22 protein-coding genes, 6 tRNA genes and 1 riboswitch are annotated in these 23889 nt (G+C 69.4%); of the genes, 21 read left to right on the forward strand and 7 right to left on the reverse strand.

The features are described from left to right. The first annotated feature begins 12 nt into the window (after nucleotides 1-12). A complete protein-coding gene (locus tag ACFQS9_RS20080) occupies nucleotides 13-1404 on the forward strand; it encodes a GH1 family beta-glucosidase (protein WP_378407892.1) in 1392 nt (463 codons plus the stop codon). Beyond that, nucleotides 1404-2327: an alpha/beta hydrolase fold domain-containing protein gene (locus tag ACFQS9_RS20085; protein WP_378407894.1), complete on the forward strand. Its 924-nt coding sequence runs from the start codon at nucleotides 1404-1406 to the stop codon at nucleotides 2325-2327. Before ACFQS9_RS20080 ends, ACFQS9_RS20085 begins: the two co-directional genes overlap by 1 nt. Here ACFQS9_RS20085 and ACFQS9_RS20090 read toward each other — a convergent pair. The 6 genes from ACFQS9_RS20090 to ACFQS9_RS20115 all read right to left on the reverse strand — a co-directional run bounded on the left by ACFQS9_RS20090 (nucleotide 2311) and on the right by ACFQS9_RS20115 (nucleotide 3241). Beyond that, nucleotides 2311-2691 carry a DUF2784 domain-containing protein gene (locus ACFQS9_RS20090; RefSeq protein WP_378407896.1) on the reverse strand — a complete coding sequence of 127 codons (381 nt, stop codon included), beginning with the start codon at nucleotides 2689-2691 and terminating at the stop codon, nucleotides 2311-2313. The genes ACFQS9_RS20085 and ACFQS9_RS20090 overlap by 17 nt on opposite strands. Before the next feature lie 56 nt (nucleotides 2692-2747). Beyond that, nucleotides 2748-2822 (reverse strand) — tRNA-Val (locus ACFQS9_RS20095). A 29-nt stretch (nucleotides 2823-2851) separates the two neighbouring features. Next, nucleotides 2852-2923: transfer RNA gene (locus ACFQS9_RS20100), tRNA-Gly, on the reverse strand. 75 nt (nucleotides 2924-2998) lie between these two features. After that, nucleotides 2999-3073 (reverse strand) — tRNA-Val (locus ACFQS9_RS20105). Between the two features lies 1 nt (nucleotide 3074). Next, nucleotides 3075-3145 (reverse strand) — tRNA-Cys (locus ACFQS9_RS20110). Nucleotides 3146-3169: 24 nt separating this feature from the next. Then, nucleotides 3170-3241: transfer RNA gene (locus tag ACFQS9_RS20115), tRNA-Gly, on the reverse strand. A 263-nt stretch (nucleotides 3242-3504) separates the two neighbouring features. On the opposite strand from ACFQS9_RS20115, the gene ACFQS9_RS20120 reads away from it, so the two are divergent. The 15 genes from ACFQS9_RS20120 (at nucleotide 3505) to ACFQS9_RS20190 (ending at nucleotide 16982) form a co-directional block, all read left to right on the forward strand. After that, a tRNA-Val gene (locus ACFQS9_RS20120) sits at nucleotides 3505-3576 on the forward strand. 74 nt (nucleotides 3577-3650) lie between these two features. Continuing rightward, a complete protein-coding gene (locus tag ACFQS9_RS20125) occupies nucleotides 3651-4151 on the forward strand; it encodes a DNA-deoxyinosine glycosylase (RefSeq protein ID WP_378407898.1) in 501 nt (166 codons plus the stop codon). Between the two features lie 86 nt (nucleotides 4152-4237). Further along, nucleotides 4238-4615 carry a TIGR02611 family protein gene (locus ACFQS9_RS20130; protein WP_378408294.1) on the forward strand — a complete coding sequence of 126 codons (378 nt, stop codon included), beginning with the start codon at nucleotides 4238-4240 and terminating at the stop codon, nucleotides 4613-4615. Continuing rightward, nucleotides 4608-4756: riboswitch (cobalamin riboswitch) on the forward strand. Its footprint overlaps the gene before it by 8 nt. A gap of 106 nt (nucleotides 4757-4862) precedes the next feature. Then, nucleotides 4863-5870 carry an ABC transporter substrate-binding protein gene (locus ACFQS9_RS20135; protein WP_378407900.1) on the forward strand — a complete coding sequence of 336 codons (1008 nt, stop codon included), beginning with the start codon at nucleotides 4863-4865 and terminating at the stop codon, nucleotides 5868-5870. Nucleotides 5871-5992: 122 nt separating this feature from the next. Then, nucleotides 5993-6973 (forward strand): FecCD family ABC transporter permease, encoded by a 981-nt coding sequence (locus ACFQS9_RS20140; protein ID WP_378408296.1) that lies wholly within the window; start codon nucleotides 5993-5995, stop codon nucleotides 6971-6973. Beyond that, nucleotides 6970-7770, forward strand: a complete 801-nt coding sequence (locus ACFQS9_RS20145; protein WP_378407902.1) for an ABC transporter ATP-binding protein — start codon at nucleotides 6970-6972, stop codon at nucleotides 7768-7770. The genes ACFQS9_RS20140 and ACFQS9_RS20145 overlap by 4 nt, the downstream gene beginning before the upstream one ends. Beyond that, nucleotides 7770-8552, forward strand: a complete 783-nt coding sequence (locus ACFQS9_RS20150; protein ID WP_378407904.1) for a (2Fe-2S)-binding protein — start codon at nucleotides 7770-7772, stop codon at nucleotides 8550-8552. Before ACFQS9_RS20145 ends, ACFQS9_RS20150 begins: the two co-directional genes overlap by 1 nt. 89 nt (nucleotides 8553-8641) lie before the next feature. Next, nucleotides 8642-10693, forward strand: a complete 2052-nt coding sequence (gene thrS / locus ACFQS9_RS20155; RefSeq protein WP_378408298.1) for a threonine--tRNA ligase — start codon at nucleotides 8642-8644, stop codon at nucleotides 10691-10693. Then, the gene (locus tag ACFQS9_RS20160) at nucleotides 10690-11229 is read left to right on the forward strand and encodes an ATP adenylyltransferase (protein WP_378407906.1); all 540 of its coding nucleotides are present in this window, start codon (nucleotides 10690-10692) and stop codon (nucleotides 11227-11229) included. Before thrS ends, ACFQS9_RS20160 begins: the two co-directional genes overlap by 4 nt. 85 nt (nucleotides 11230-11314) lie before the next feature. Then, nucleotides 11315-11995, forward strand: a complete 681-nt coding sequence (gene pgsA, locus ACFQS9_RS20165; RefSeq protein ID WP_378407908.1) for a phosphatidylinositol phosphate synthase — start codon at nucleotides 11315-11317, stop codon at nucleotides 11993-11995. Continuing rightward, on the forward strand, nucleotides 11992-12891 hold the full coding sequence (locus ACFQS9_RS20170) for a phosphatidylinositol mannoside acyltransferase (protein ID WP_378407910.1): 900 nt from the start codon (nucleotides 11992-11994) through the stop codon (nucleotides 12889-12891). The genes pgsA and ACFQS9_RS20170 overlap by 4 nt, the downstream gene beginning before the upstream one ends. Continuing rightward, nucleotides 12888-14018, forward strand: coding sequence for a glycosyltransferase family 4 protein (locus ACFQS9_RS20175; RefSeq protein WP_378407912.1), 1131 nt, complete (start codon nucleotides 12888-12890; stop codon nucleotides 14016-14018). The genes ACFQS9_RS20170 and ACFQS9_RS20175 overlap by 4 nt, the downstream gene beginning before the upstream one ends. Next, entirely contained in the window at nucleotides 14015-15052 is a 1038-nt protein-coding gene (locus tag ACFQS9_RS20180) for an NUDIX hydrolase (protein ID WP_378407914.1), read from the forward strand. The genes ACFQS9_RS20175 and ACFQS9_RS20180 overlap by 4 nt, the downstream gene beginning before the upstream one ends. Before the next feature lie 66 nt (nucleotides 15053-15118). Further along, complete coding sequence (pdxS, locus tag ACFQS9_RS20185) at nucleotides 15119-16033, forward strand: pyridoxal 5'-phosphate synthase lyase subunit PdxS (protein ID WP_378407915.1); 915 nt, start codon at nucleotides 15119-15121, stop codon at nucleotides 16031-16033. Nucleotides 16034-16160: 127 nt separating this feature from the next. Then, nucleotides 16161-16982 (forward strand): acyl-CoA thioesterase, encoded by an 822-nt coding sequence (locus ACFQS9_RS20190; RefSeq protein WP_378407917.1) that lies wholly within the window; start codon nucleotides 16161-16163, stop codon nucleotides 16980-16982. A 56-nt stretch (nucleotides 16983-17038) separates the two neighbouring features. Here the strand turns inward: ACFQS9_RS20190 and ACFQS9_RS20195 are convergent, their stop codons facing one another. Next, a complete protein-coding gene (locus ACFQS9_RS20195; RefSeq protein ID WP_378408300.1) occupies nucleotides 17039-18751 on the reverse strand; it encodes an APC family permease in 1713 nt (570 codons plus the stop codon). Nucleotides 18752-19046: 295 nt separating this feature from the next. On the opposite strand from ACFQS9_RS20195, the gene ACFQS9_RS20200 reads away from it, so the two are divergent. The 4 genes from ACFQS9_RS20200 to ACFQS9_RS20215 all read left to right on the forward strand — a co-directional run bounded on the left by ACFQS9_RS20200 (nucleotide 19047) and on the right by ACFQS9_RS20215 (nucleotide 23875). After that, nucleotides 19047-19454, forward strand: a complete 408-nt coding sequence (locus tag ACFQS9_RS20200; RefSeq protein WP_378407919.1) for a YciI family protein — start codon at nucleotides 19047-19049, stop codon at nucleotides 19452-19454. Between the two features lie 8 nt (nucleotides 19455-19462). Further along, nucleotides 19463-20605 (forward strand): RNA polymerase sigma factor, encoded by a 1143-nt coding sequence (locus ACFQS9_RS20205; protein WP_378408302.1) that lies wholly within the window; start codon nucleotides 19463-19465, stop codon nucleotides 20603-20605. A gap of 63 nt (nucleotides 20606-20668) precedes the next feature. Continuing rightward, the gene (locus ACFQS9_RS20210; RefSeq protein WP_378407921.1) at nucleotides 20669-21913 is read left to right on the forward strand and encodes a hypothetical protein; all 1245 of its coding nucleotides are present in this window, start codon (nucleotides 20669-20671) and stop codon (nucleotides 21911-21913) included. Nucleotides 21914-21955: 42 nt separating this feature from the next. Beyond that, the gene (locus tag ACFQS9_RS20215; protein ID WP_378407923.1) at nucleotides 21956-23875 is read left to right on the forward strand and encodes an HNH endonuclease signature motif containing protein; all 1920 of its coding nucleotides are present in this window, start codon (nucleotides 21956-21958) and stop codon (nucleotides 23873-23875) included. The last annotated feature ends 14 nt before the right edge of the window (nucleotides 23876-23889 follow it).

Here is a 23889-nt window from a genome sequence, read left to right on the forward strand (position 1 = left end):
CAAACTCGTGTGATGACTGCTGTCGAAACCAATCCGGTGTTCCCTCAGGGCTTTTTGTGGGGCGTGGCCGCCGCCTCGTACCAGATCGAGGGTGCGGTGGACGAGGGTGGCCGGGGTCGTTCCATCTGGGACGAGTACTGCGAGCGGCCCGGCGTGATCGTCGGGGGCGAGACCGGGGTGGTCGCCATCGACCACTACCACCGGTATCGCGAGGATGTCGCGCTGATGCGTGATCTCGGCGTCGACGCCTATCGGCTGTCGGTGTCCTGGTCCCGGGTGCAGCCCACCGGCAGCGGTGCGGTCAACGCGGAGGGACTGGACTTCTACGACCGGCTGATCGACGAGCTCGGCGCCGCGGGCGTCAAGCCGGCGGTCACCCTGTTCCACTGGGACTTGCCGCTGGCATTGCAGGAGGCCGGCGGATGGCTCAATCGCGAGACCTCGTACCGGCTCGCCGAGTACGCCGACATCGTCGGTAGCCGGCTCGGCGACCGAGTACACATGTGGATGCCGCTGAACGAGCCGGTGGTGCACACCTTCTACGGTCACGCGTTCGGCGTGCACGCACCCGGCGAGGAGCTCGGATTCGGTGCGCTGCAGGCCGCGCACCATCAGCTGCTCGGTCATGGGCTCTCGGTGCAGGCCCTGCGGGCGGCCGGGTGTTCGAACATCGGGATCGCCTCCAATCACGCGCCGGTCCGCGCCGCCAGCGAATCGGAGGCCGACACCACCGCGGCGGAGATCTACGACCACCTCGTCAACTGGACCTTCGCCGATCCGATTCTGCGCGGTCGCTATCCCGCCGAGGAGATCGGGGCCATGATCCAGGGTCCCGTCGCCGAGGATCTCGAGGTGATCTCCCAGCCGCTGGACTGGTTCGGCATCAACTACTACGAGCCGACCGTGATCGCCGCTCCGTCCGGTGAGGACGACGGGGGCGCGGGTGTGCTCGAGGTGGACCTGCCGCCGGGAATGCCGTTCCAGCCGGTGGCGCTGGAGGGCTACGAGCGGACGGACTTCGGCTGGCCGATCGTGCCCGAGGGGTTGCGGGAGATCCTGGGGATCTTCGCGGACCGGTACGGCGACGAGCTGCCGCCGATCTACATCACCGAGAGCGGTGCCTCGTTCCACGACACCGACCCCGATGCGAACGGCCGGGTCGACGACCGGCGGCGGATCGACTACCACCGCGAACACCTGCACGCCGTGCGGGCTGCGATGGAAGACGGCGTCGACGTGCGGGGATACTTCGCCTGGTCGATCTTCGACAACTTCGAGTGGGCCGCCGGGTACAAGGAGCGGTTCGGCCTCGTCCACATCGACTACGAGACCCTTGCCCGGACGCCGAAGGACTCGTATTTCTGGTACCGCGACCTGATCGCCGGACACGCGAGCCCGAGCTGATGACCAGCCTGGCGAACCGATTGATGCCTGCTGCCCTCGCGCTGCGGGGCAGCAGGCGGGTGGGCGCCGAGGCCACCCTGCGGGAGATGGCGAGCAGGGCCCTGCGGCCCCGCTCGTTCAGTCCGCCGCGCGGGCTCGATCGGCGGGTCGACATCCGGCTGGAGCGCTCGGCCGCCGGCTGGCCGGTGTACTCGCTGGCCGCGCACGGTGCGGCCCGGCGCGACCTGGACAGTGCCCTGTACCTGCACGGCGGCTCGTACTTCCGGGAGATCACCCGGCGACACTGGCGGCTGGTCGCGGACCTGGCCCTCTCGTTGCCGATGGAGGTCGTGGTCCCGATCTACCCGCTCGCCCCCGCGGCGACCGCGGACGTGCTGGTGCCCGCGGCCGCCGATCTCGCCGAATGTCTGATGGGGGAGCGCGGCGCCGATCGGTTCTCCCTGCTCGGTGATTCCGCGGGCGGCGGGATGGCGCTGGCCGTCGCGGTGGCCTTGCGGGAACGCACGCTGGCGCCGCCGCGTCGCACGGTGCTGATCTCGCCGTGGCTCGACATCGCCGCCTACGACCCCGCGATCGCGGACCTCGCGGCGCACGACCCGTGGTTGTGTCCGGACGCGCTCCGCGTCGCCGGCGAGGCCTATCGCGGCGCCCTGCCGCCGGAGGACGTGCGGGTGAGCCCCATCAATGCCGATCTCGACGACCTCGGCCACGTCACGGTGTTCACCGGCACCCGCGACATCCTGAACGCGGACGCACGTCGGCTGCGCGAACGAATCGCGCTCAGCAACACCGAGTTCGAGTACCACGAGGAACCGGGCCTGCTGCACGTCTACCCGCTGCTGCCGACCCCGGAGGGCAGGGCGGCACGCCGGACACTGCGCGGCGTGATCGACCCGCGGGGTGCGATCAGCTCGGTGCGGTGACCCGGTCCCGGTCCGGTCGCCTGCGCCGGATGACGAAACCGGCCCAGGAGACGAGGACCGCGGTCCCGGCGAGCACCTGCAGCAGGGTGGTGTACCGCTCCGGGTAGACGACCCCGGTCAGGTAGGTGTCGATGAAGCCGCGGCTCAGCCCCTGCTCGCCCGCTTCGCGCCTGGCCCAGTCCTCGATGTGGGTGAGCGGGCAGTCGAATCCGAAGACGATCGTCGAGAAACCCCAGCCGGCGAGGATCAGGTGCGGCCAGATCATCCACGGCCAGCGCCATGCAAGGAATCCGCCTGCGACGACAAACACGAGAAAGGCGAAGTGGGCGACCATGGTCGCGTTGGCGATCAGTTGATACACCATGTGGTCATTATCGACCCGATGCGAAGAATGCACCCTCCCGAAGGGCGGCAGTGTCTTGGTGCGCGATACTGGGATTGAACCAGTGACCTCTTCCGTGTCAGGGAAGCGCTCTCCCGCTGAGCTAATCGCGCGGGACGCCGGAACTAGTCCGGCCCTCTCGAGCGGATGACGGGATTCGAACCCGCGACCCTCACCTTGGCAAGGTGATGCGCTACCACTGCGCTACATCCGCATTGTGCACTGCCGGACCCATGGTGCAGGTCCGAGAGTGCGAACAGAAAAGGCACCCGACCGGGTGCCTTTTCCTTGGTGCGCGATACTGGGATTGAACCAGTGACCTCTTCCGTGTCAGGGAAGCGCTCTCCCGCTGAGCTAATCGCGCGAGGTGGAGACGGGAATCGAACCCGTGTGCACGGCTTTGCAGGCCGTTGCCTCACCACTCGGCCACTCCACCGTCAAGGTCGAGTCCAACCTCGAGAGCGGATGACGGGATTCGAACCCGCGACCCTCACCTTGGCAAGGTGATGCGCTACCACTGCGCTACATCCGCATTGCACTTCCGGGGGCGGCGTTGCTGCCTCCGTGGTGCGAGATGAAACATTAGCCCACGGGGTGTGTAGTCACAAATCGCCAGCTCAACGGCGGAAACCGGGGTCGTCTGATGTGCTGAACCGGGAATACGGGCCATTCCCGACCCTCGTCCGGGACCCGTGGGCGGGCATCGTGGCGGGGGTTCGACGGCGGTTTTTCACTTCCGCGGAAGTCGTGTTAATGTTCCATCCCGTCCGGCCGCGAGAGTTCAGCGCGCGGCTCGGTCCCGTGGCTCAGTGGGAGAGCGTCCGCTTCACACGCGGAAGGTCGCTGGTTCGATCCCAGCCGGGACCACAGACAAAGGGTCGTCGCGAGAATCTCGCGACGGCCCTTTTTCTTGTCCCCGGGTTGGGGTGTAATGGACGCCCATGACCGTCGTACACAGCTTTCCCGCCGTACTCGACGAGCGCGCCGACACCCTCATCCTCGGGTCGATGCCCGGTATCCCGTCCCTCGTCGCGGGCATGTACTACGCGAATCCACGCAACAGCTTCTGGCCGATCATGGGTGAGCTGTTCGACGCCGGACCGTGGCAGACCTACCCGCAGCGCCTGCGGCGGCTGCAGGACGAGGGCATCGCATTGTGGGATGTGCTCAAACGGTGCAGGCGGGAGGGCAGCCTCGATTCGAGTATCGAGTCCGGGTCCGAGGTGGCGAACGACTTCGGGACGCTCTTCGATCGTCACCCGCGGATCGGCCGGATCTTCTTCAACGGGGTCACGGCCGAGCAGGCGTATCGGCGCACCGTCGTCGCGCGGGGTCTGCATCCGGCGGAGGTCGACATGGTGAAGTTGCCGTCGACAAGCCCGGCGAACGCGGGCACCTCGGCGGCGAGCAAACTCGAGGCCTGGCGGGCGGTCGCGAGGTAACGCGGCGGCCACGGCATTGCGCCGGGCCCGTCGGTACTGTGGTCCGGGTGGCGACGACCGAGAACCATGCGACCGAGAACAGGTGGATGCGCCTGCGCCGACGCATCGCCGGCAACCCGGCCCTGAACCTCGCCTATCGGATCTGCGTCGGCGTGATCGGCGGAGCGGTCCTGGTCGTCGGCATCGTCGCCATTCCCTATCCGGGACCGGGCTGGCTGATCGTCTTCGCGGGACTCGGCATCCTCGCCTCGGAGTTCGCGTGGGCCCACCGTCTGCTCCGGTTCGTGCGGGAGCGCTACGACCGGTTCATGGCCTGGTTCGTCCGGCAGTCGATCGTGGTCAAGGGACTGGCCGCGTTGCTGACGTTCGCCATCGTGATCGGAACCCTGTGGGTGCTGGGCACTCTCGGACTCATCGGCGGATGGGTGGGCATCGAGCACCCGTGGCTGCGGAGCCCGCTCTAGGCGTCATCACGGCTCGTGCATACTGCAGGAGCACTACTGACCTTCGCGCAGGGGAAGTCCGGTCGAAATCCGGCGCTGACCCGCAACGGTAGATCGCTCACGCGACAAGCCCGATTACCTGCCGATCGTCATGCGACTCCCATTCGTCGTGGTCTACGAAGCGGAAGTCCGGTGGGGCGGGATCCGGTGTGCTCGGGTTCCTTCGAGCTGGACCCGTCCTCGGCGACCCCTGAACCAGAGGTCTGCTATGAATCTCACCAGCAAGCGACGCGGTATCGCTTCGGTCGCACTCGTTCTCGGTCTCGCACTCGCGGGATGCTCCAAGGGGGAGTCGGTCACCGAACGCGCGGACGCCGCCGACTTCGCGGAGCCGGTACACATCACCAACTGTGAACGTGCCGCGACGTTCGACGCCCCGCCGCAACGCATCGTCTCCATGAACGATCACGTCACCGAGACGCTCATCCTGATGGGCGTCGGCGACCGGATCGTCGGGATGGGATACGGCGAACAGCCGAACCCGCTGCCGGAGACGGCCGATCGGTTCCGGAAGATCCCCAGCCTCGGCAAGGAGTACCCCACGGCCGAACAGATCCGCGATCTGGAACCCGATCTCATCGTCGGCGGGATGCGCAGCGCGTTCGACGCCAAGGAGGGACGCGATCGGGACCAGTTCGAAAAGGAGGGCATCGCGACCTTCCTGTTCTCCGAATACTGCGGCAAGGGCTTCCCGTCGATCGGTCTGCTGGAGAACGACTTCGCGCAGCTCGGCGAGATCCTGGGGGCGGAGGCGGAGGCCTCGACCCTCACCGAGCGCGTCACCGAGCCGCTGGAGCGGGTGCGGTCCACCCTCGCCGCCGCGGGCGCCCAGCCGGTGCCCACCTTCTTCTACGACGGTGGCGAGGCGGAACCACTGTCGATCGGCGGAGTCGGGATCGGCAATCTCATCGCCGAGTACGCGGGCGCGCGGAACATCACCTCCGAGGGCCAGAAGCCGTACACCACCACGACGTGGGAAACGGTCGGCGAACGTGCCCCTGAGGCGATCGTCGTGCTCGACTACGGCAACGCGCCGGTGGCCCAGAAGCTCGAGTACCTGCGCAGCCAGCCCATCGCCTCGGCGACCCCGGCCGTGCGCAACAACCGGATTGTCGTCGTGCCGCTCGACGACTTCTTCGAGAGCCCGCGGATGGTCACCTCGGTCGAGACGATCGCGAAGGCGCTGCATCCCGGGGTCTTCGGCGGGCAGGGGTGACGACCGCGGTCCGCGCCCGGCCCGAGGTGGTCACAGCGCGTCGGGCCGAGCCCCCGCCGTCGCTGTTGCGACGGCGGGGGACGTTCCCGCTGTTGATCATCTCCCTCCTCGTGGCGCTCTCGATGTCGATCGCCCTGGCGGTGTCGTTCGGTTCGGTGCGGATTCCGGTGGGCGACGTGTGGGCGATCGTCGGGCACCGGCTCAGCGGCGGCGCCTACGACGCCTGGTGGTCGCAGGCCCGTGAGCGGATCGTGATCGACTCGCGGATGCCGAGGGCGATCACCGCCGCGGTCGTGGGCGCCGCCCTCGCCGTCGGCGGCGCGCTGGCACAGGCGGTCACCCGCAACGCCCTCGCCGACCCGTACCTGCTCGGAGTGTCCGCGGGCGCCGGGTTCGGCGTCGTGCTCGTCACCGTGCTCGGGGTCGGGGCGGGCGTCGCGGGCGTGTTCACGGTCCCGATCGCCGCGTTCCTCGGCGCGTTGATCCCGATGTTCGCCGCGTTGGTGATCGGCGGCCGCTATCAGAACGTCACCGGGGTGATCCTCGTCGGAGTCGCCCTGGCCCAGGTGTTCTCGGCGCTGACCATGTTCGTGCTGCTGGTCCTCGCGGACGAGCACCAGCTCTCCGCCGTGTTGCGGTGGATCGCGGGCGGATTCGGCGACGCCAGGTGGTCGACGGTGACCTACCCGAGCGTGATGCTCGCGGTCGTCGGTGCGGCCGCGCTGTTCGCCGCGCGGTGGCTGAACCTGCTGCACGCGGGCGACGACGGGGCGACCGCTCTGGGCATGAACGTGCGACGGTTCCGGATGCTGATCCTGCTCGGGGTCTCGGTGCTCGCGGGCGCGGCGGTGGCCGTCGCGGGCGCCATCGGCTTCGTCGGGCTGCTGGTCCCGCACGTGGCCGGATTCCTGGTCGGCGTCAATGCCATCCGGTTGATCCCGGTGGCCGCGCTGCTCGGGGCGGTGACACTGGTACTCGCCGACCTCGCCGCTCGAGCGGTGAGTTCGTCGACGGAGCTGCCGGTGGGGGTGGTCACCGCATTGGTCGGGGCTCCGGTGTTCATCGTGATGCTCTACCGCCAGTACCGGGGGTCCGAATCATGAACGCGCCATTGCGGATCCATCGGGTGCGGGCCGGCCTGGGCGGGCGCCAGGTGCTCGCCGGCGTGGACCTGGAGGCCCGCGGCGGGGAGGTGCTCGCGCTGGTCGGGCCCAACGGGAGCGGGAAGACCACCGCGCTGCGCTGCTGCTACCGGGCGCTGTCCCCGAGCGCGGGCACGATCACCCTGACGGGGTCGGACATCGCGTCGCTCCCGCGTCGCGCTGTCGCCCGCCGGCTCGCGGCCAGCACCCAGGAACCGCCTGCTTCGGCCGGACTGACGGTGCGCGAATCCGTGCAGCTCGGCCGGGCCGCGCACCTGGGCTGGTTGCAGAGCCCCGGTGAGGTGGATCGTCGGGTGGTGGATCGCGTGCTGGCCCAGGTCGGCCTCGCGGGACTGGCAGGCCGCGACGTCAGGGAGCTGTCCGGCGGCGAACGGCAACGGGTGTCGATCGCGCGGGCCCTGGCTCAGGAACCGGCGGTGTTGCTGCTCGACGAGCCGACCAATCACCTCGACCTCCGGCACCAGATCACCGTGATGGAGCTCCTCGTGAGCCTGGCCGCGGACGGGATCGCGGTGGTGGTGACCCTGCACGACCTGCGGCTGGCGGTGGAGTACTGCGACCGCATCGCCGTCATGTCGGAGGGGGCCATCGTGGGCACCGGCGCGCCTGCCGAGGTGTTGACCGGTTCGCTCCTGTCCGGTGTGTTCGGGATCATGGGTGAGGTGGGGCCGGATCCGCGGACCGGGCGGCCCGCGCTGGCGGTACACGGATTGGCGACCGGAACGGTGGATGCGTGATGGATCCGGAACTGGGCGAGGCGTACGGGCGAGCGCTCGACGCGGTCCCCGCGCTGCGTGAGGCGATCGTGCCCCCCGCAGGCGCCGTCGAGTACCCCGGCAGCGTCCTCGCCGCCCCCGACTGGCTGGCGTCCCGGATCGTCGACACCGCGCGCCGCTGGAACTGCGACGACGCCCGGGTCACCGCCACGCTGTGGTGGTACTCGGCGAGCTCGACACTGATGTCGGTGCCGGTGTCGATGCTGCTGGCCACGGGTACGGCTCCCGATCCGGGCCTCGACGGGCTGACCTGCACGTTGCGCCCGGACGGCTATCTGGGGACGCTGCGCTCCGCCGCGGGCATCCGCGACGACGCAGTCCTCGCGGAGCGGCTACGGGGGGTGCTCGGCCCGATCATCGCGGCCCTGAGCGAGCTGAGCGGCGCGGGAGTGCGCTCGTTGTGGGCGATCGCCGCCGACTCGCTGGGCAACCGGGCGCTCGACGCGGGTACGGCGCTGGGCAGCCCGACGCTCGGGAGCGCGCTCGCGGTGCGGTTGGCCGAGCTGATCGGTCATCCGATGCCCCCGCCGCGATTCGTCGACGTCGGCCGCGGGGGACCGGTGGCCGCGGATCCGTGCGCTGCTCCCGAGGCGGCCGCGCGTCGGGTGGTCCGCAGGTCGTCCTGCTGCCTGATCTATGAAACGGAGCCCGATCCGGGTGCCGTCGAGGGCGCCAAGTGCACCAGCTGCCCCCGGCAGCGGCCGTCGGTTCGTGCGGCGCGGCTCGGCGTGCTGCTCGGGTGACAGGCCTGTCCGATCCGCGTGCCGATAGCATGAGGGCTCACCGAGCTGCCGTCTTCGCGTCGGCGCAGAACATCGAGGAGCACATCGCCGTGACCACGCCCGCATCCGCAGTCTCAGCCGCCCATGTCCGGGTGCCCGCAGGGACTACCGCAGGTACGGCGGTTCGGGAGGCGGGGCTCACCGGCAAGGGCGCGGACGCCATCGTCGTGGTCCGCGACGCGGAGGGCCAGCTCAAGGACCTGTCCTGGATTCCCGAGCAGGATGCCCTGGTCGAGCCGGTCGCGGCGGACTCCGACGACGGCCGCACCGTGATCCGGCATTCCGCCGCGCACGTGCTCGCCCAGGCCGTGCAGTCGGAGTTCCCGAACGCCAAGCTCGGCATCGGCCCGCCGATCAAGGACGGCTTCTACTACGACTTCCGCGTCGACGAGCCGTTCACTCCGGAGGACCTGGCCCGCCTCGAGAAGAAGATGAAGCAGATCATCAAGGGCTCGCAACGCTTTTCGCGGCGCGTGGTCGAGGACATCGAGGACGCCCGCGTCGAGCTGGCGAACGAGCCGTTCAAGCTCGAGCTGATCGACGACAAGTCGGGCATCGACGACCCCGAGGTGATGGAGGTCGGCGGCAACGAGCTGACCATCTACGACAACCTCGACCCGCGGACCGGGGAGAAGGTGTGGGGAGACCTGTGCCGCGGCCCGCACATCCCCACCACCAAGCACATCCCCGCCTTCAAGCTGACCCGCAGCTCGGCCGCGTACTGGCGTGGCGACCAGAACCGTGAGGACCTGCAGCGCATCTACGGCACCGCATGGGAGTCGACGGAGGCGCTCGACAAGCACATGGAGCTGATCGCGGAGGCCGAGCGCCGCGATCACCGCAAGGTCGGTGCCGAGCTGGACCTGTTCAGCTTCCCCGACGAGCTGGGGTCCGGCCTGCCCGTCTTCCACCCCAAGGGCGGCATCATCCGCCAGGAGATGGAGAACTACTCGCGCGCCAGGCACGTCGAGGAGGGCTACGAGTTCGTCTACTCGCCGCACATCACCAAGGGCGACTTGTACCAGGTGTCCGGTCACCTCGACTGGTACAAGGACGGCATGTTCCCGGCGATGCACATCGACGCGGAACTGAACGAGGACGGCACGGTCCGCAAGCCGGGCCAGGACTACTACCTCAAGCCGATGAACTGCCCGATGCACAACCTGGTGTTCCGTTCGCGTGGACGGTCGTACCGGGAACTCCCGCTGCGGCTGTTCGAGTTCGGCTCCGTCTACCGCTACGAGAAGTCCGGCGTCGTGCACGGCCTGACCCGGGTGCGCGGCATGACTCAGGACGACGCACACATCTACTGCACCCGCGAGCAGATGCGCGACGAGCTCACCAGGACGCTGAACTTCGTGCTGGGCCTGCTCAAGGACTACGGCCTGGACGACTTCTACCTCGAGCTGTCCACCAAGAACCCGGACAAGTTCGTCGGTGACGACGAAGTCTGGGAGGAGGCGACCCGGACACTGGCCGAGGTCGGCGAGGCATCCGGGCTGACCCTCGTGCCGGACCCGGGCGGGGCCGCGTTCTACGGACCCAAGATCTCCGTTCAGGTGCAGGACGCGCTCGGTCGCACCTGGCAGATGTCGACGATCCAGCTCGACTTCAACCTGCCGCAGCGCTTCGACCTCGAGTACACCGGGTCGGACGGCGCCAAGCATCAGCCGGTGATGATCCACCGCGCGCTGTTCGGATCGATCGAGCGGTTCTTCGGGGTGCTCACCGAGCACTACGCGGGCGCGTTCCCGGCGTGGCTGGCGCCGGTGCAGGTCGTCGGCATCCCCGTCGCCGAGGCGTTCGAGGGGCACCTGTTCGACGTCGTCGCCAAGCTCAAGGCCGCGGGTGTCCGCGCCGAGGTGGACGTCAGCGACGACCGGATGCAGAAGAAGATCCGCAACCACACCACACAGAAGGTGCCGTTCATGCTGCTCGCGGGCGAACGAGACGTGGAGGCAGGCGCGGTCAGCTTCCGATTCCGGGACGGCACCCAGATCAACGGTATCGCCGTCGAGGACGCGGTCGAGGCGATCGCCGGCTGGATCGCGAGGCGCGAGAACGCCTCGCCCACATCCGAACTGCTCGGGAGCCTCGGATGAGCGACGAGGGTTCGGTCGTCGACACCGGACCGGGCGACCCCGATCGGCTGCAGCGCCTGTGGTCGCCGCACCGGATGTCGTACATCGCCGAGGCGCCGAAGGTGTCGACTCCCGGCGAGGGGCCGTTCACCGACATCCCGAAGATGAGCGACGAGGAGGGTTTGATCGTCGCCCGCGGTGACCACGTCTATGCGGTGCTCAACCTGTACCCGTACAACCCCGGTCACATGATGGTGGTGCCGTATCGCCGGGTGGCCGCGCTCGAGGACCTCACCGCCGACGAGTCGGCCGAGCTGATGGCCTTCACGCAACAGGCGATCCGGGTGATCAAGCGGGTCTCTCGTCCGGACGGTTTCAACGTCGGGCTGAATCTCGGCGCCGCGGCCGGTGGTTCGCTGGCCGAGCACCTGCATCAGCACATCGTTCCGCGCTGGGGTGGTGACGCGAACTTCATCACCGTCGTCGGAGGGGCGAAGGTGATGCCCCAGCTCCTCCGCGAGACCAGGGCGCTGCTCTCGGCGGCCTGGAACGCGTGAGCCGCATGGCCTGCGTCGTGGCAGGATCGTTGACGAGATCAACTCGAACTCGGGTCTCTTCCAGCACAGGAACGGGGGACGACAGGTGCTGAGCGTTCTCGGGCGCGCCGCGGTGTCGAAGGTGATCGCACCGGTGGGTAGGGCCCTGGTCGGGGCCGGGCTGTCGCCGGATGTCGTGACGGTGTTCGGCACCGCGGCCAGTGTCGCGGCCGCGGTCACCCTGTTCCCCTCGGGCCACCTGTTCTGGGGCGCGATCGTGATCGCCTCGTTCGTCCTGTTCGACCTGGTCGACGGGGCGATGGCGCGGGTGCGCGGGGGCGGAACCCGGTACGGGGCGGTGCTGGACGCGACCTGCGACCGGATCGCGGACGGCGCCATCTTCGCCGGCCTGGCCTGGTGGGCCGTGTACCACGAGAACAGCCGGTCGCTGCTGGTCGCGACGCTGATCTGCCTGGTGACCTCCCAGGTCATCTCGTATGCCAAGGCGCGTGCCGAGGCGAGTGGGCTGTCCGCGGAGGGTGGTCTCATCGAACGGTCGGACCGCCTGGTGATCGTGCTCCTGGGCGCCGGACTGACCGGCCTCGCGGGACTCCTTGGCATCGACTGGCTCGAATGGGCTGTCTACGTGGCGATGTGGCTGCTGGCGGTGGCCAGCGTCGTCACCGTCTTCCAGCGGCTGCTGCAGGTGCGCAACGCGCCGGGGGCGCGGGACCCGTTGCCGCCGAAGGCAGGTGTCACCGAGGGTGGAGAGGCGCCGACATCGTGAATTGGACCGAACGGGCGAGCGACCTCGGCTACGCCGCCGGGTGGCGGCTCGTCCGCGCCCTTCCCGAAGGGCTGGCGAAGTCGCTGTTCGACCGGGGTGCAGATCTGGCGGCCCGTCGCGGCCCGGATCAGCTGCGCCGCAACCTGGCCCGCGTGCTCGGCGTGCCCGCCGCCGACGTGCCGGACGAGCTGATCCGGGACTCGCTGCGCTCCTATGCCCGCTACTGGCGTGAGGCTTTCCGGCTGCCGTCGATGGACCATGCCGAGCTCGCCAGGCGGCTCAACGCGCACGTACACGGCCAGGAGCACCTGGACAAGGCCCTCGCGGACGGCCGCGGAGTGGTGCTCGCGTTGCCGCACAGCGGGAACTGGGACATGGCGGGCGTGTGGGCCGTGCACCGCCTGGGCACGGTGACGACCGTCGCCGAGCGGCTCAAGCCGGAGTCGCTGTACCAGCGTTTCCTCGCCTACCGGGAGGGGCTGGGGTTCGAGATCTTCCCGCTCAGCGGTGGGGAGCGTCCGCCCTTCGAGCAGCTGGCCGAGCGGCTCCGTCAGAACCGGGTGGTGTGCCTGCTCGGGGAGCGCGACCTCGCCAAACACGGTGTGCCGGTGACCTTCTTCGGCGAACCCACCAGGATGCCCGCGGGCCCGGCCAAGCTCGCGATCGAGACCGGTGCCGCGCTGCTGTCGGTGCACTGCTATTTCGAGGGTGACGGCTGGGGGTTCCAAGTCGATCCGCCGGTGGACACGTCCGGTGGGGTCGCGTCGGCCACCCAGGCCCTCGCCGACCGCTTCGCCGTCAACATCGCCGAGCACCCGGAGGACTGGCACATGCTCCAGCCGCTGTGGCTCGCCGACCTGTCCGAGGGACGCCTGGCGCGGATGGAATCGCCATGAGGATCGGGATGGTCTGTCCCTATTCCTTCGACGTACCGGGAGGGGTCCAGGCCCACGTCGTCGAGTTGGCGTCGGTGTTGATCGAGCGGGGGCACAAGGTCAGCGTGCTGGCCCCCGCGTCCGAGGCCACCGAACTGCCCGATTTCGTGGTCTCCGCCGGCCGGGCCGTCGCGATCCCGTACAACGGCTCGGTGGCCCGGTTGAGCTTCGGCCCCGTCTCGTATGCGCGGGTGCGTCGGTGGATCGTCGACAACGACTTCGACGTGCTGCACATCCACGAGCCGAACGCACCGAGCCTGTCGATGCTCGCGATGAAGATCGCCGAGGGCCCGATCGTCGCCACCTTCCACACCTCGACCACGAAGTCGTTGGTGCTGAGCACCTTTCAGGGCGTTCTCGCGCCCTATCTGGAGAAGATCAGCGGCCGCATCGCGGTGTCCGAGCTGGCTCGGCGCTGGCAGATGGAGTCGCTCGGCTCGGATGCCGTCGAGATCCCCAACGGCGTCGACGTGCCGGCCTTCGCGAACGCGGATCCGCTGCCCGGATACCCGCGCGCAGGCGGCACGGTGCTGTTCCTCGGCCGATACGACGAATCGCGCAAGGGCATGGCGGTGTTGCTCGAGGCGCTACCCGAACTCGTCGCGAGGCATCCCGGCCTGGAGGTCCTGGTCGTCGGCCGCGGTGACGAGGACCGGCTGCGCAAGGACGCCGGCGCCTATGCCGGGCACCTGCGGCTGCTGGGCCAGGTCAGCGACGCGGAGAAGGCCTCGGCGCTGCGCAGCGCCGATGTCTACTGTGCGCCGAATCTCGGCGGCGAGAGCTTCGGCATCGTGCTCGTCGAGGCGATGGCGGCGGGCACCGCGGTCGTGGCCAGCGAGCTGGACGCGTTCCGGCGGGTGCTGCGCGATGGCGCCGCAGGGATGCTGGTGCCGGTCGGAGACTCGGCCGCGTTGGCCACCGCGATCGACTCGGTGCTCAGCGACCGGGACCGCCGACGCGCACTGGTCGGCACCGCCACCGAGGTGGTGGCGGAGTACGACTGGCCGGTGGTCGCGGAACAGATCCTGCGTGTCTACGAGACGGTGACGGTCGGCGGCAGCGGTGTCGGCGTGGAGGTCCGGTCGTGACCTTCAGCGCGACCTCGATCCTCGTCCTCGCGCTGATCACCGCCGTGATCGTCGCGATCGGGGTGTGGGCGTACGGCACCGCCAACCGGCTCGACCGCCTGCACGTGCGCTCCGACCTGTCATGGCAGGCGCTCGACGCCTCGCTCGCGCGCCGGTCGGTGGTCGCCCGGGCGGTCGCCGCCGCGCTCGCGCCGAATGGGAGTGGGCAGGCGCCCGACGGAAAAGCGCTGGCGGCGTTGGCGATCAAGGCCGAGCGGGCGGACAGGGGACATCGGGAGACCGAAGAGAACGCGCTGTCCGTCGCGCTGGCCTCGGTGCCGGCTGAGGCGCTGCCGCCGCAACTGGTGGCGGAGCTGGCCGATGCCGAGGCCCGGGTGCTGATCGCCCGCAGGTTCCACAACGACGCCGTTCGCGACACCCTTGCGCTGCGGACCCGGCGACCGGTGCGCTGGCTACACCTCGGCGGCACCGCTCCGCTGCCCACCTACTTCGAGATCGCGGAACGCACCGCCCCGGTGGTGGGCGCCGGACTGAACGTCGACGAGACACGAACGTCCTCCCGCGTGGTGCTGCTCGACGAGAAGGGCCGGGTGCTGCTGCTGCGCGGACACGACCCGCAGGTGCCCGACGTCTACTTCTGGTTCACCATCGGCGGCGCCGTCGAGATGGGTGAGACGTTGCGGGCGGCCGCGGTCCGGGAGGTCGCGGAGGAGACCGGTCTGTCGGTGGACGAGTCGGCGCTGCGCGGGCCGATGTGGCGCCGGGTGGCGGTGTTCCCGTACGACGGGGAGCTGATCCGCTCCGAGGAGCTGTTCTTCGCTCTGCAGACCAGCGAGTTCACCCCGACCCGCAACGGCTTCACCGACCTCGAGCGGCGCGCGATCACGGGTCACCGGTGGTGCACCCCGGCCGACATCCGCGAGATCGCCACGACCGGCGAGGTGGTGTACCCGGAGGAGCTGCCGGACCTCCTGGAGGAGGCGAAGGTCGTGGTCGCACGGCTGGTCGAACCCGAGGTCCGCTCGATTCGCTGACCGGGCGACCGGGGGAAAGCCGCATCGTCATAGAATTGAGAGAGTTCCCCTGACAGGTCACTACTGATGGAGTATGCCGTGAGCACCCCTGATACCGCCCCGACCACCGGCACGGCCCGCGTCAAGCGTGGCATGGCCGAGATGCTCAAGGGCGGGGTCATCATGGACGTCGTCACCCCCGAGCAGGCGAAGATCGCCGAGGACGCGGGCGCGGTGGCGGTCATGGCCCTCGAGCGTGTGCCCGCGGATATCCGCGCGCAGGGCGGCGTGTCCCGGATGAGCGACCCGGACATGATCGACGGCATCATCTCGGCCGTGTCGATCCCGGTGATGGCCAAGGCCCGCATCGGTCACTTCGTGGAGGCGCAGATCCTGCAGTCCCTCGGCGTCGACTACATCGACGAGTCCGAGGTGTTGACCCCCGCGGACTACGCCAACCACATCGACAAGTGGAAGTTCACCGTGCCGTTCGTGTGTGGCGCCACCAACCTGGGTGAGGCGCTGCGTCGAATCACCGAGGGCGCGGCCATGATCCGGTCGAAGGGTGAGGCCGGCACCGGTGACGTGTCGAACGCGACCACCCACATGCGCACCATCCTCGGTGAGATCCGCCGGCTCGGTTCGCTGAGCGAGGACGAGCTGTACGTGGCGGCCAAGGAGCTGCAGGCGCCGTACGAGCTGGTGGTCGAGGTCGCCAAGGAGGGCAAGCTGCCCGTCACGATGTTCACCGCGGGCGGCATCGCCACCCCGGCCGATGCGGCGATGATGATGCAGCTCGGCGCCGAGGGCGTGTTCGTCGGCTCGGGCATCTTCAAGTCCGGCAACCCGGCCGAGCGTGCGGCGGCGATCGTGAAGGCCACCACCTTCTTCGACGACCCGGACGTGCTGGCGAAGGTCTCCCGTGGTCTCGGTGAGGCGATGGTCGGCATCAACGTCGACGACCTGCCGGTCTCGCACCGGCTCGCCGAGCGCGGCTGGTGAACCAGAGCCTCGATACGACCGCGGCGTTCCGGCCGCGGTGACATACCTCTCGTCGCGGCGGGGGCGGCCTACGCCGCCCCCGCCGCGTTCGTTGCTAGCCTGAGCCGGCAGCCGAAAGGGGTACGCCATGTCGTCCATCGAAGAGATCCTGGAACTCGAACGGCTGGAGAAGGACATCTTCCGCGGCATCGTCGCGGACACGATGCTGACCCGGACCTTCGGCGGACAGGTGGCCGGTCAGGCCCTGGTCTCCGCGGTCCGCACGGTCGAGGAGCAGTACCGCGTGCACTCGCTGCACGGCTACTTCCTCCGGCCGGGCAACCCGACCATCCCCACCGTCTTCCTCGTCGACCGGATCCGCGACGGGCGATCGTTCTGCACCCGCCGGGTCACCGGGGTGCAGGACGGTCAGGCGATCTTCACCATGTCCGCCTCGTTCCATGTCGGCGACATCGGGATCGAGCACGAGGACCAGATGCCCCCGGTGCCGAACCCGGAGGATCTGCCCGACACCTCGGAGATGATGAGCGAGGAACTGTCGTGGGAGTTCCGGGAATGGGCGGACTGGGATCTGCGCTTCGTGCCGGAGGACAAGGTGACCCGGCGCAAGGGCGTCCCGGCGCAGCAGCAGGTCTGGTTCCGTTACCGCGGCACGCTCCCCGAGGACCCCGTCTTCCACGTCTGCACGCTGGCCTACATGAGCGACATGACGCTGCTCGGTTCGGCGAAGGTGCCGCATCCCGACGAGGACATCCAGCAGGCCTCGCTCGACCACGCGTTGTGGTTCATGCGCCCCTTCCGCGCCGACGAGTGGCTGCTCTACGACCAGTCGTCACCGTCCGCGGGGTTCGGCCGCGCGCTCACCCAGGGCCGGATCTTCGATCGCAGCGGGAACCTCGTGGCGGCGGTCGTCCAGGAGGGGCTGACCCGCTTGCTCCGCCAGGACTGACGGGTGCAGGGTGCGGAGCGCCCCGCGCATCTGCACGGTGACCATGGCCAGACGGATCATCGGGACACCTTGTCGGTCGCGCCGATTCGCAGTCGGATGCGGCAGACGAGGGCGTCGGTATCGCGGCGCAGCGCGCGATCCAGCTCGTCGCCCCTGTGGTTCGGCAGGATCCGCTGCCACGCGGAGCCCGGCTCCACCTCGCCGATCACCACGACCACACGGCGGTCGGCGAGCTTGTTCTTGATGTACCGGACCAGGGTCGCCGCGAGCCCGTCGTCGGCCCCGTCGAGCAGGACCAGGCGGACCCCCGGGTGCCACGCCTCCCACGCCTTGGTGAAGGCCCGCGGCGATTCCCCGGCCGGGCACACCCGGACCGCGACGACGTCTCTGCCCATGGACAGCCCGGCGCAGATCGCCTCGCGGCTCAGTTCGGAGACCTCGGCGACCGGAACGACGATGACGGTGCCCTGCGCGGTGGGTGCGGCGGGCACCTCGCCGAGGTGCAACCGGTCGCCGATGGTCGCGTAGGCCGTCCGTACGCGCTCCATCAGGAACACGATCAGGGGCAGGGCGACCACGATGAGCCAGGCGCCCTCGGTGAACTTCATCGCGGTCGTGACGAACGCCGCGACGGCGGTCAGCGTGGCACCGAATCCGTTGAGGCAGGCGCGCCACTGCCAGCCGGGGGCGCGGGTCAGCATCCAGTGCCGGACCAAACCGACCTGGGCGATGGTGAACCCGACGAAGACCCCGATGGCGAACAGCGGGACCAGGGCGTTCATGCTGCCGCGCGAACCGATGAGCAGCGCGGCGGCGAACAGTCCGAGGGTGAGCACCCCGTACCGGTAGACCTCGCGGGCGGAACGCAGCGCGAACCGGTGCGGCAGGCAGTTGTCGTCGGCGAGCAGGCGCATCAGCGTCGGCAGGCCGCCGTAGGACGTGTTCGCGGCGAGGGCGAGCAGCACCACGGTCGCGAATTGCACCACGTAGTAACCGATCCCGTGCCCGAGGGACGCCTCGGTGAGCTGGGAGAGCACGGTCGTCCCCTCGACGGGGTGCAGCGCGAACTTGCCGATGAGGACGGCGAGCCCGATCAGCATGGTGCCGAGCAGGATTCCGAGCGCGACCTCGGCGCGCTGCGCGTTCTTGACGCGGGGTTCGCGGAAGCTGGGCACCGCGTTCGCGATGGCCTCCACGCCGGTGAGGGCGGCACATCCGCTGGAGAACGCCTTGAGCAGCAACAGGACCCCGACGGTCTGTACGTTGGCGGCGACGGCCGTGCCTTCGGTGACGCTCAGTGGTTCCGAACGCAGCAGGCCCGCGATGATCACGGTGAAGATGCTGACCACGAAGACCGCGGTCGGGATCATGAATGCCTTGGCGCTGTCGGCGATCCCGCGCAGGTTCAGGGCCGTGATCCCGGCCAGGACGGCGAGGCAGATCCACACGCTGTGGGGAAGGAGGGAGGGAAAGGCGGAGGTGAGTGCGGCGACACCGGCGGCAATGGAGACCGCGACATTGAGGATGTAGTCGATGACCAGCGACGCCGCCGCGACGAGCCCGGTGCGGTGGCCCAGCCGGGCCCGTGCCACCGCGTACGCGCCGCCGCCGTTCGGGAAGGCCGCGATGAGCTGACGGTAGGACGCGACGAGCACGGCGAGCAGCGCCGCGATGGCCAGGGTGACGGGCAGCGTGAAGCCCAGTCCGGCTCCGCCGGCGAGCGCGAGTACCAGCACTATCGCCTCGGGTCCGTACGACACCGACGCCATCGCATCGAGGGATAGGCCTGCCAGGCCCGTGGAGACCGAGAGCTTGTGTCGATCGGTCTTGCGCTTGGGGCCACCGGTGCGGGGTGCCCGAATGAGCAGTGCGTTGGTCACCGAGCGAGTGTCGTCCCGGATCGGATGTGTACCAGCGGTCTTGATGCTTCCCTGATGCTGCCGGCCGAGCTCTTGATGCGGCGTGGACGCCGCCCGGTGCGGCGATGTCGAGAACCCGTGAACGGTTCCGTCCCAGCTGTGAACGCGACCAGAATGGGTCGCACCAGCACAGAGGAGAATCACCATGGCCAAGTACTTGCTGCTCAAGCACTACCGTGGCGCGCCGGCGGCGGTCAACGACGTGCCCATGGACAAGTGGACTCCGGAGGAGATCACGGCCCACATGCAGTACATGCAGGACTTCGCGGACCGGCTGGAGGGGACCGGCGAGTTCGTCGACGGTCAGGCACTCGCCCCCGACGGGACGTTCGTCCGGTACGACGGCGAGGGCCGCCCACCGGTCACCGACGGCCCGTTCGCCGAGACCAAGGACCTCATCGCCGGCTGGATGGTGATCGACGTCGACAGCTACGAGCGCGCCATCGAGCTGGCCGGGGAACTGTCGGCCGCCCCAGGGGCGGGCGGCAAGCCGATCCACGAGTGGCTCGAGGTGCGTCCGTTCCTGACCGCGCCGCCCACCATCACGGAGTGACGTCTCCGGTGGACGAGGTCCTGCTCCGGAGCCTCACACCGCACGTCATCGGGATCCTCGTCCGCCGCGGAGCCGACTTCGCGGCGGCCGAGGACGCCGTGCAGGACGCGCTGGTCGAGGCGGTCCGCGTCTGGCCGGACGACCCGCCGCGGGACCCGAAGGGCTGGTTGGTCACCGTCGCCTGGCGCAAGTTCCTCGACGCGACCCGCGCGGACGCCGCCCGCCGCCGGCGTGAGGACCTCGTCGAAGAGGAACCGGCGCCTGGTGCCGCGCCCGCGGTGGACGACACGCTCCAGCTCTATTTCCTGTGTGCCCACCCGTCGCTGACGCCGTCGTCCGCGGTCGCGCTCACGCTGCGCGCCGTCGGCGGGCTGACCACTCGCCAGATCGCCCAGGCCTACCTGGTGCCCGAGGCAACCATGGCGCAGCGCATCAGCCGGGCCAAGCGCACCGTCTCCGGCGTGCGGTTCGACCGGCCCGGCGACGTCGCCACCGTGCTGCGCGTCCTCTATCTGGTCTTCAACGAGGGCTACTCCGGCGATGTCGACCTCGCCGCCGAGGCCATCCGGCTCACCCGGCAGCTCGCGGCCGCTATCGACCACCCCGAGGTGGCGGGGCTGCTCGCCCTCATGCTGCTCCACCACGCCCGGCGAGCCGCCAGGACCGCGCCCGACGGCAGCCTGGTGCCGCTCGCCGAGCAGGACCGCGGCCGGTGGGACACCGAGTCGATCGCCGAGGGCGTCGAGATCCTCCAGGCAGCCCTCGCCCGCGACCGGCTCGGTGAGTTCCAGGCACAGGCCGCCATCGCGGCGCTGCACGCTGACGCGCCCACCGCCGAGGAGACCGACTGGGTGCAGATCGTCGAGTGGTATGACGAGCTCGCGCGCCTCACCGACAGTCCCGTCGTCCGGCTCAACCGCGCGGTCGCCGTCGGCGAGGCCGATGGGCCGCGCGCCGGCCTGACGGCGCTCGCGGCGCTGGACGACTCACTGCCCAGGTACGCAGCGGTGGCGGCGTACCTCCACGAGCGCGACGGCGACCTGGCGGCGGCGGCCCGGCTCTACGTCGAGGCGGCCCAGGAGGCAACCAACCTCGCCGAGCGTGATCACCTGACGCGCCAGGCCTCCCGGCTCAACGCTCGCCGTGGGTAACGTCGGTGGCAATCACGACGAAATGGACATCGCGAGACATGCTCGCGGTCGGGGGGAGTGTCCGTGGGTAGGCGGGGTGGGGGAGTCGGCGTCGATGTCGTGGTGATCGGTGCGGTCGTCGCGGTCGGGGTGGTGGTGGCAGGGCTGTTGAACGACGCTGGCCGTGAGGACTATTCGGCGCAGATACCCGGATGTGACGTCGTGAAACCGCCGGCCGAGTCCCGGCGGATCAACTTCGCGTTTGCCGGCTCTCCGAGCTACGACAACCCGCGGTACCCGTGGTTCTCCGGTCCGAAGGCCACCGCGATGACGGCGGCACTCGAGGGGGCGCTGCCCGAGGATGCCGAGCTCGAATTCGCGCCGCCCTCGCAGTCCCTGCACTTCGAGCCGATCCTTGACTTCGGAGACGCGACCGATCTGCCCGACGGCATCAATGCCGAGGACTTCGGCGGTTCGACGACTGCGCAGGGAACACTGACGCGCGGCGAGACCTCCGGTTCGCTGATGGTCGATGTGCGCCGCGCACGGTCGACGGTGCCCCCGCCCTGTGTTGCGGGTGAACTCGACCGACGCTCGACACTCCCGGATGGGACGGTCATCGACAGCCAGGAACAGGCGCGTGGCCTGACCCGTTCCGTCATGGCCTATCTGCCCGACGGAACCGGTATGTGGGTCCGGGCGGAGGGGGAGGAGTCGGGCCAGGCGCCACTCACGATCGAGGAGCTGACCGCCATCGTGACCGCTCCCGGTCTTCGGGTGACCGCGCTCGTACCGGCGGGTACCCCGTCGCCCCCGGAGCCCTGCTCCGTGAAAGAGGACGAACCTGCCACCTATGAGTTCGACAGGGCGACGGTGGATCGGCTGAACAGGGTGCTGGATGACCACTGGCAACGCCGCCCGGCTGGCCCGGCGACCCTCGATCGCCCGCTCGGCTCGCTGCAGCTCTCCGATCTGGATGCCGGCCGCAGCGGAGTCTGCGAGGTGCTGACGGTCACGACCGCGGAGTCGGAAAGCCGTTTGCACGTGGCGATCGCAGCCGAAGCGCCGCCTCGAATGGACGAGCCTGAGCGTCCGAATGGTCCGCACCGGTCCACCGAGACGTTTCCCGACGGGACGGTGGTGGAGCGGGTCGAGGTCGCACCGTCGCCCGCTGGCGGCGCGACAGGGACGGAGACGATCCGCTCGGTGACCGTGACCAAGCCGTCGGGTGTACAGATCCGGGTGAGTTCGTCGGCGCAAGCTCCGGCCGATCCGCTGGGTATCGACGAACTCGAAGCCATCGCGACCGCACCCGGGCTGGAGTTGTAGCTTCGCCGGAGCGTGTCGGTGGCCGCGCGTAGACTCGTACACATGTTCGATGCCGGGGGGTTTCGGGGTGACGCAGCAGGTGAGAGTGACTGCGACGAACCCGTCGTGGACTTCGAGAACGGGACCGATGCGCTGGCTGCGTTGCAGGGATATGCGCGGGCGGAGAACATCGCCGCGGCACGGAAGGTGTTGACGGCGGGGGCGTTTGCGCGGCGGCAGTTCGCCCACGAGGTGGATCTGTTCGGCGAGGAGTTCGCCTACCGTGCCGGGCGGTCCGCGGAGATGGAGACCGCACTCGCGTTGGGGGTGAGTGCGTTCACCGCGGAACGGTATGTGGCGGTGGGCAATGCGCTGGATCTGCGGTTGCCGCTGATACGTGCGGTGTTCGTGTCGGGGCGGGTGGACTTTCCGCGGGTGTTCGCGATCGTCGAGGCGACCGCCGAGATCAGCGACGCCACGCTCGGGCGGATGGAGGGCCATCTCGCGGATGCGGCGTTGTATTTGACTCCGAGGAAGTTGGTGGCGGAGGTGATGCGGGAGTTGATCCGCATCAACCCGGAGGAGGCGGAGGAGCTCCGCAAGCGTCGGGAGCGCCATGGTCGGCGGGTGTCGGTGACCGCGGACCTGCACGGGATGGCTCAGGTGTATGCGACGCTGACGGCGGCGGAGGGCCGGACTCTCGACAGTCTCATCCAGGAGATGGCTGGCACTGTCTGCCGGGAGGACCCGCGGACGGTCGACGCTTTGCGGGCGGATGCATTCATGGCCTTGGTGCACGGCGAGTCGTATCTGCACTGCCAGTGCGGACGCGACGGCTGCCCGACGGCGCATTTGCCGCGGCCGGCGCGTCCGAAGCCCGAGGTGCACATCCACGTCGACCTGGACACGTTGCTGCGGCTGGCCGACAACCCCAGCCATCTCGAGGGTCACGGACCCATCGATCCGGAGTTGGCGCGGCTGCTCGCCGGCGATGCGACGTGGCAGGCGGTGATCGCCGATGCCCTGCGCATCGATGCCCAACGAAATGCGGGCAGTGGCAACGACGTACCCGACGTCGACCCCGAACCGCCCGACGTCCACTCCGAACCGCCCGACATTGAACCACCGGACGGCTCCAGCGCGGAACCACCAGAACCAGAGGGCGGCAACGGTTCAGGGGACAGCTCTGCCTCGAACCCGCCACCCGGCGTACCCGCCCGCTATCGCCTGCGGCGCAGACCGGCCGGGCGACTACCTGCCCGGCATGATCCGCCGCCGCCGTCGGACACGAACTCTCACGGGCCGCGGGTCACCGACGTCCTCGACGCGATCGCCTCCGACCCGGCCCTGCTCGTTGGCCAGTATCCGGACGGGCACGGTGGATACGACCTGCCGCCCCGCGGCGCGCTGACCTACCGGCCCAGCAACGCCGTCCGCGCCGCCGTCTTCGACAAGTACGACACCTGCACCTTCCCCGGCTGCACCGTCAAAGCCCGCGACTGCCAGTTCGACCACATCGTCGAATATGACCCCGACAACCCGCATGCGGGCGGGTGGAGCGTCGAGAGCAACGGCGAACCCGCCTGCACCCGCCACCACCAGGCCAAGACCGACCGCCTCTTCCGCGTCGTCCGCCTCGATGGCGACGTCATCGTCTGGATCGGCGAACACGGCACCATCGGGGTCACCCTGCCGCTACCGGTCGAGCAGCGACCCAGCGCCCGCGTTACCAAGCCCGCACGCCGACCGGCACCGAAGTCGACACCGAAACCGCCGCCGGCCGAACCACCCGACCTCGGCATCTACGAACCGACCTGGTGGGAAACCCACATGCAGCCCACCGACCTACCCCCGACGCTCGCCGAGCTCGCCACCATCACCGACCCCGACCACCTCGCCCGATGCGCCCAACTCCGTACCCACCACACCGAACACGAAGCGATCCTGGGCGCACGCCAGCGCCACCAGCCCCCGCCGTTCTGAACATCCGTATCCTC

This window comes from Rhodococcus daqingensis (assembly GCF_042665615.1).
In the GTDB taxonomy this organism is placed as follows: domain Bacteria; phylum Actinomycetota; class Actinomycetes; order Mycobacteriales; family Mycobacteriaceae; genus Rhodococcus_G; species Rhodococcus_G daqingensis.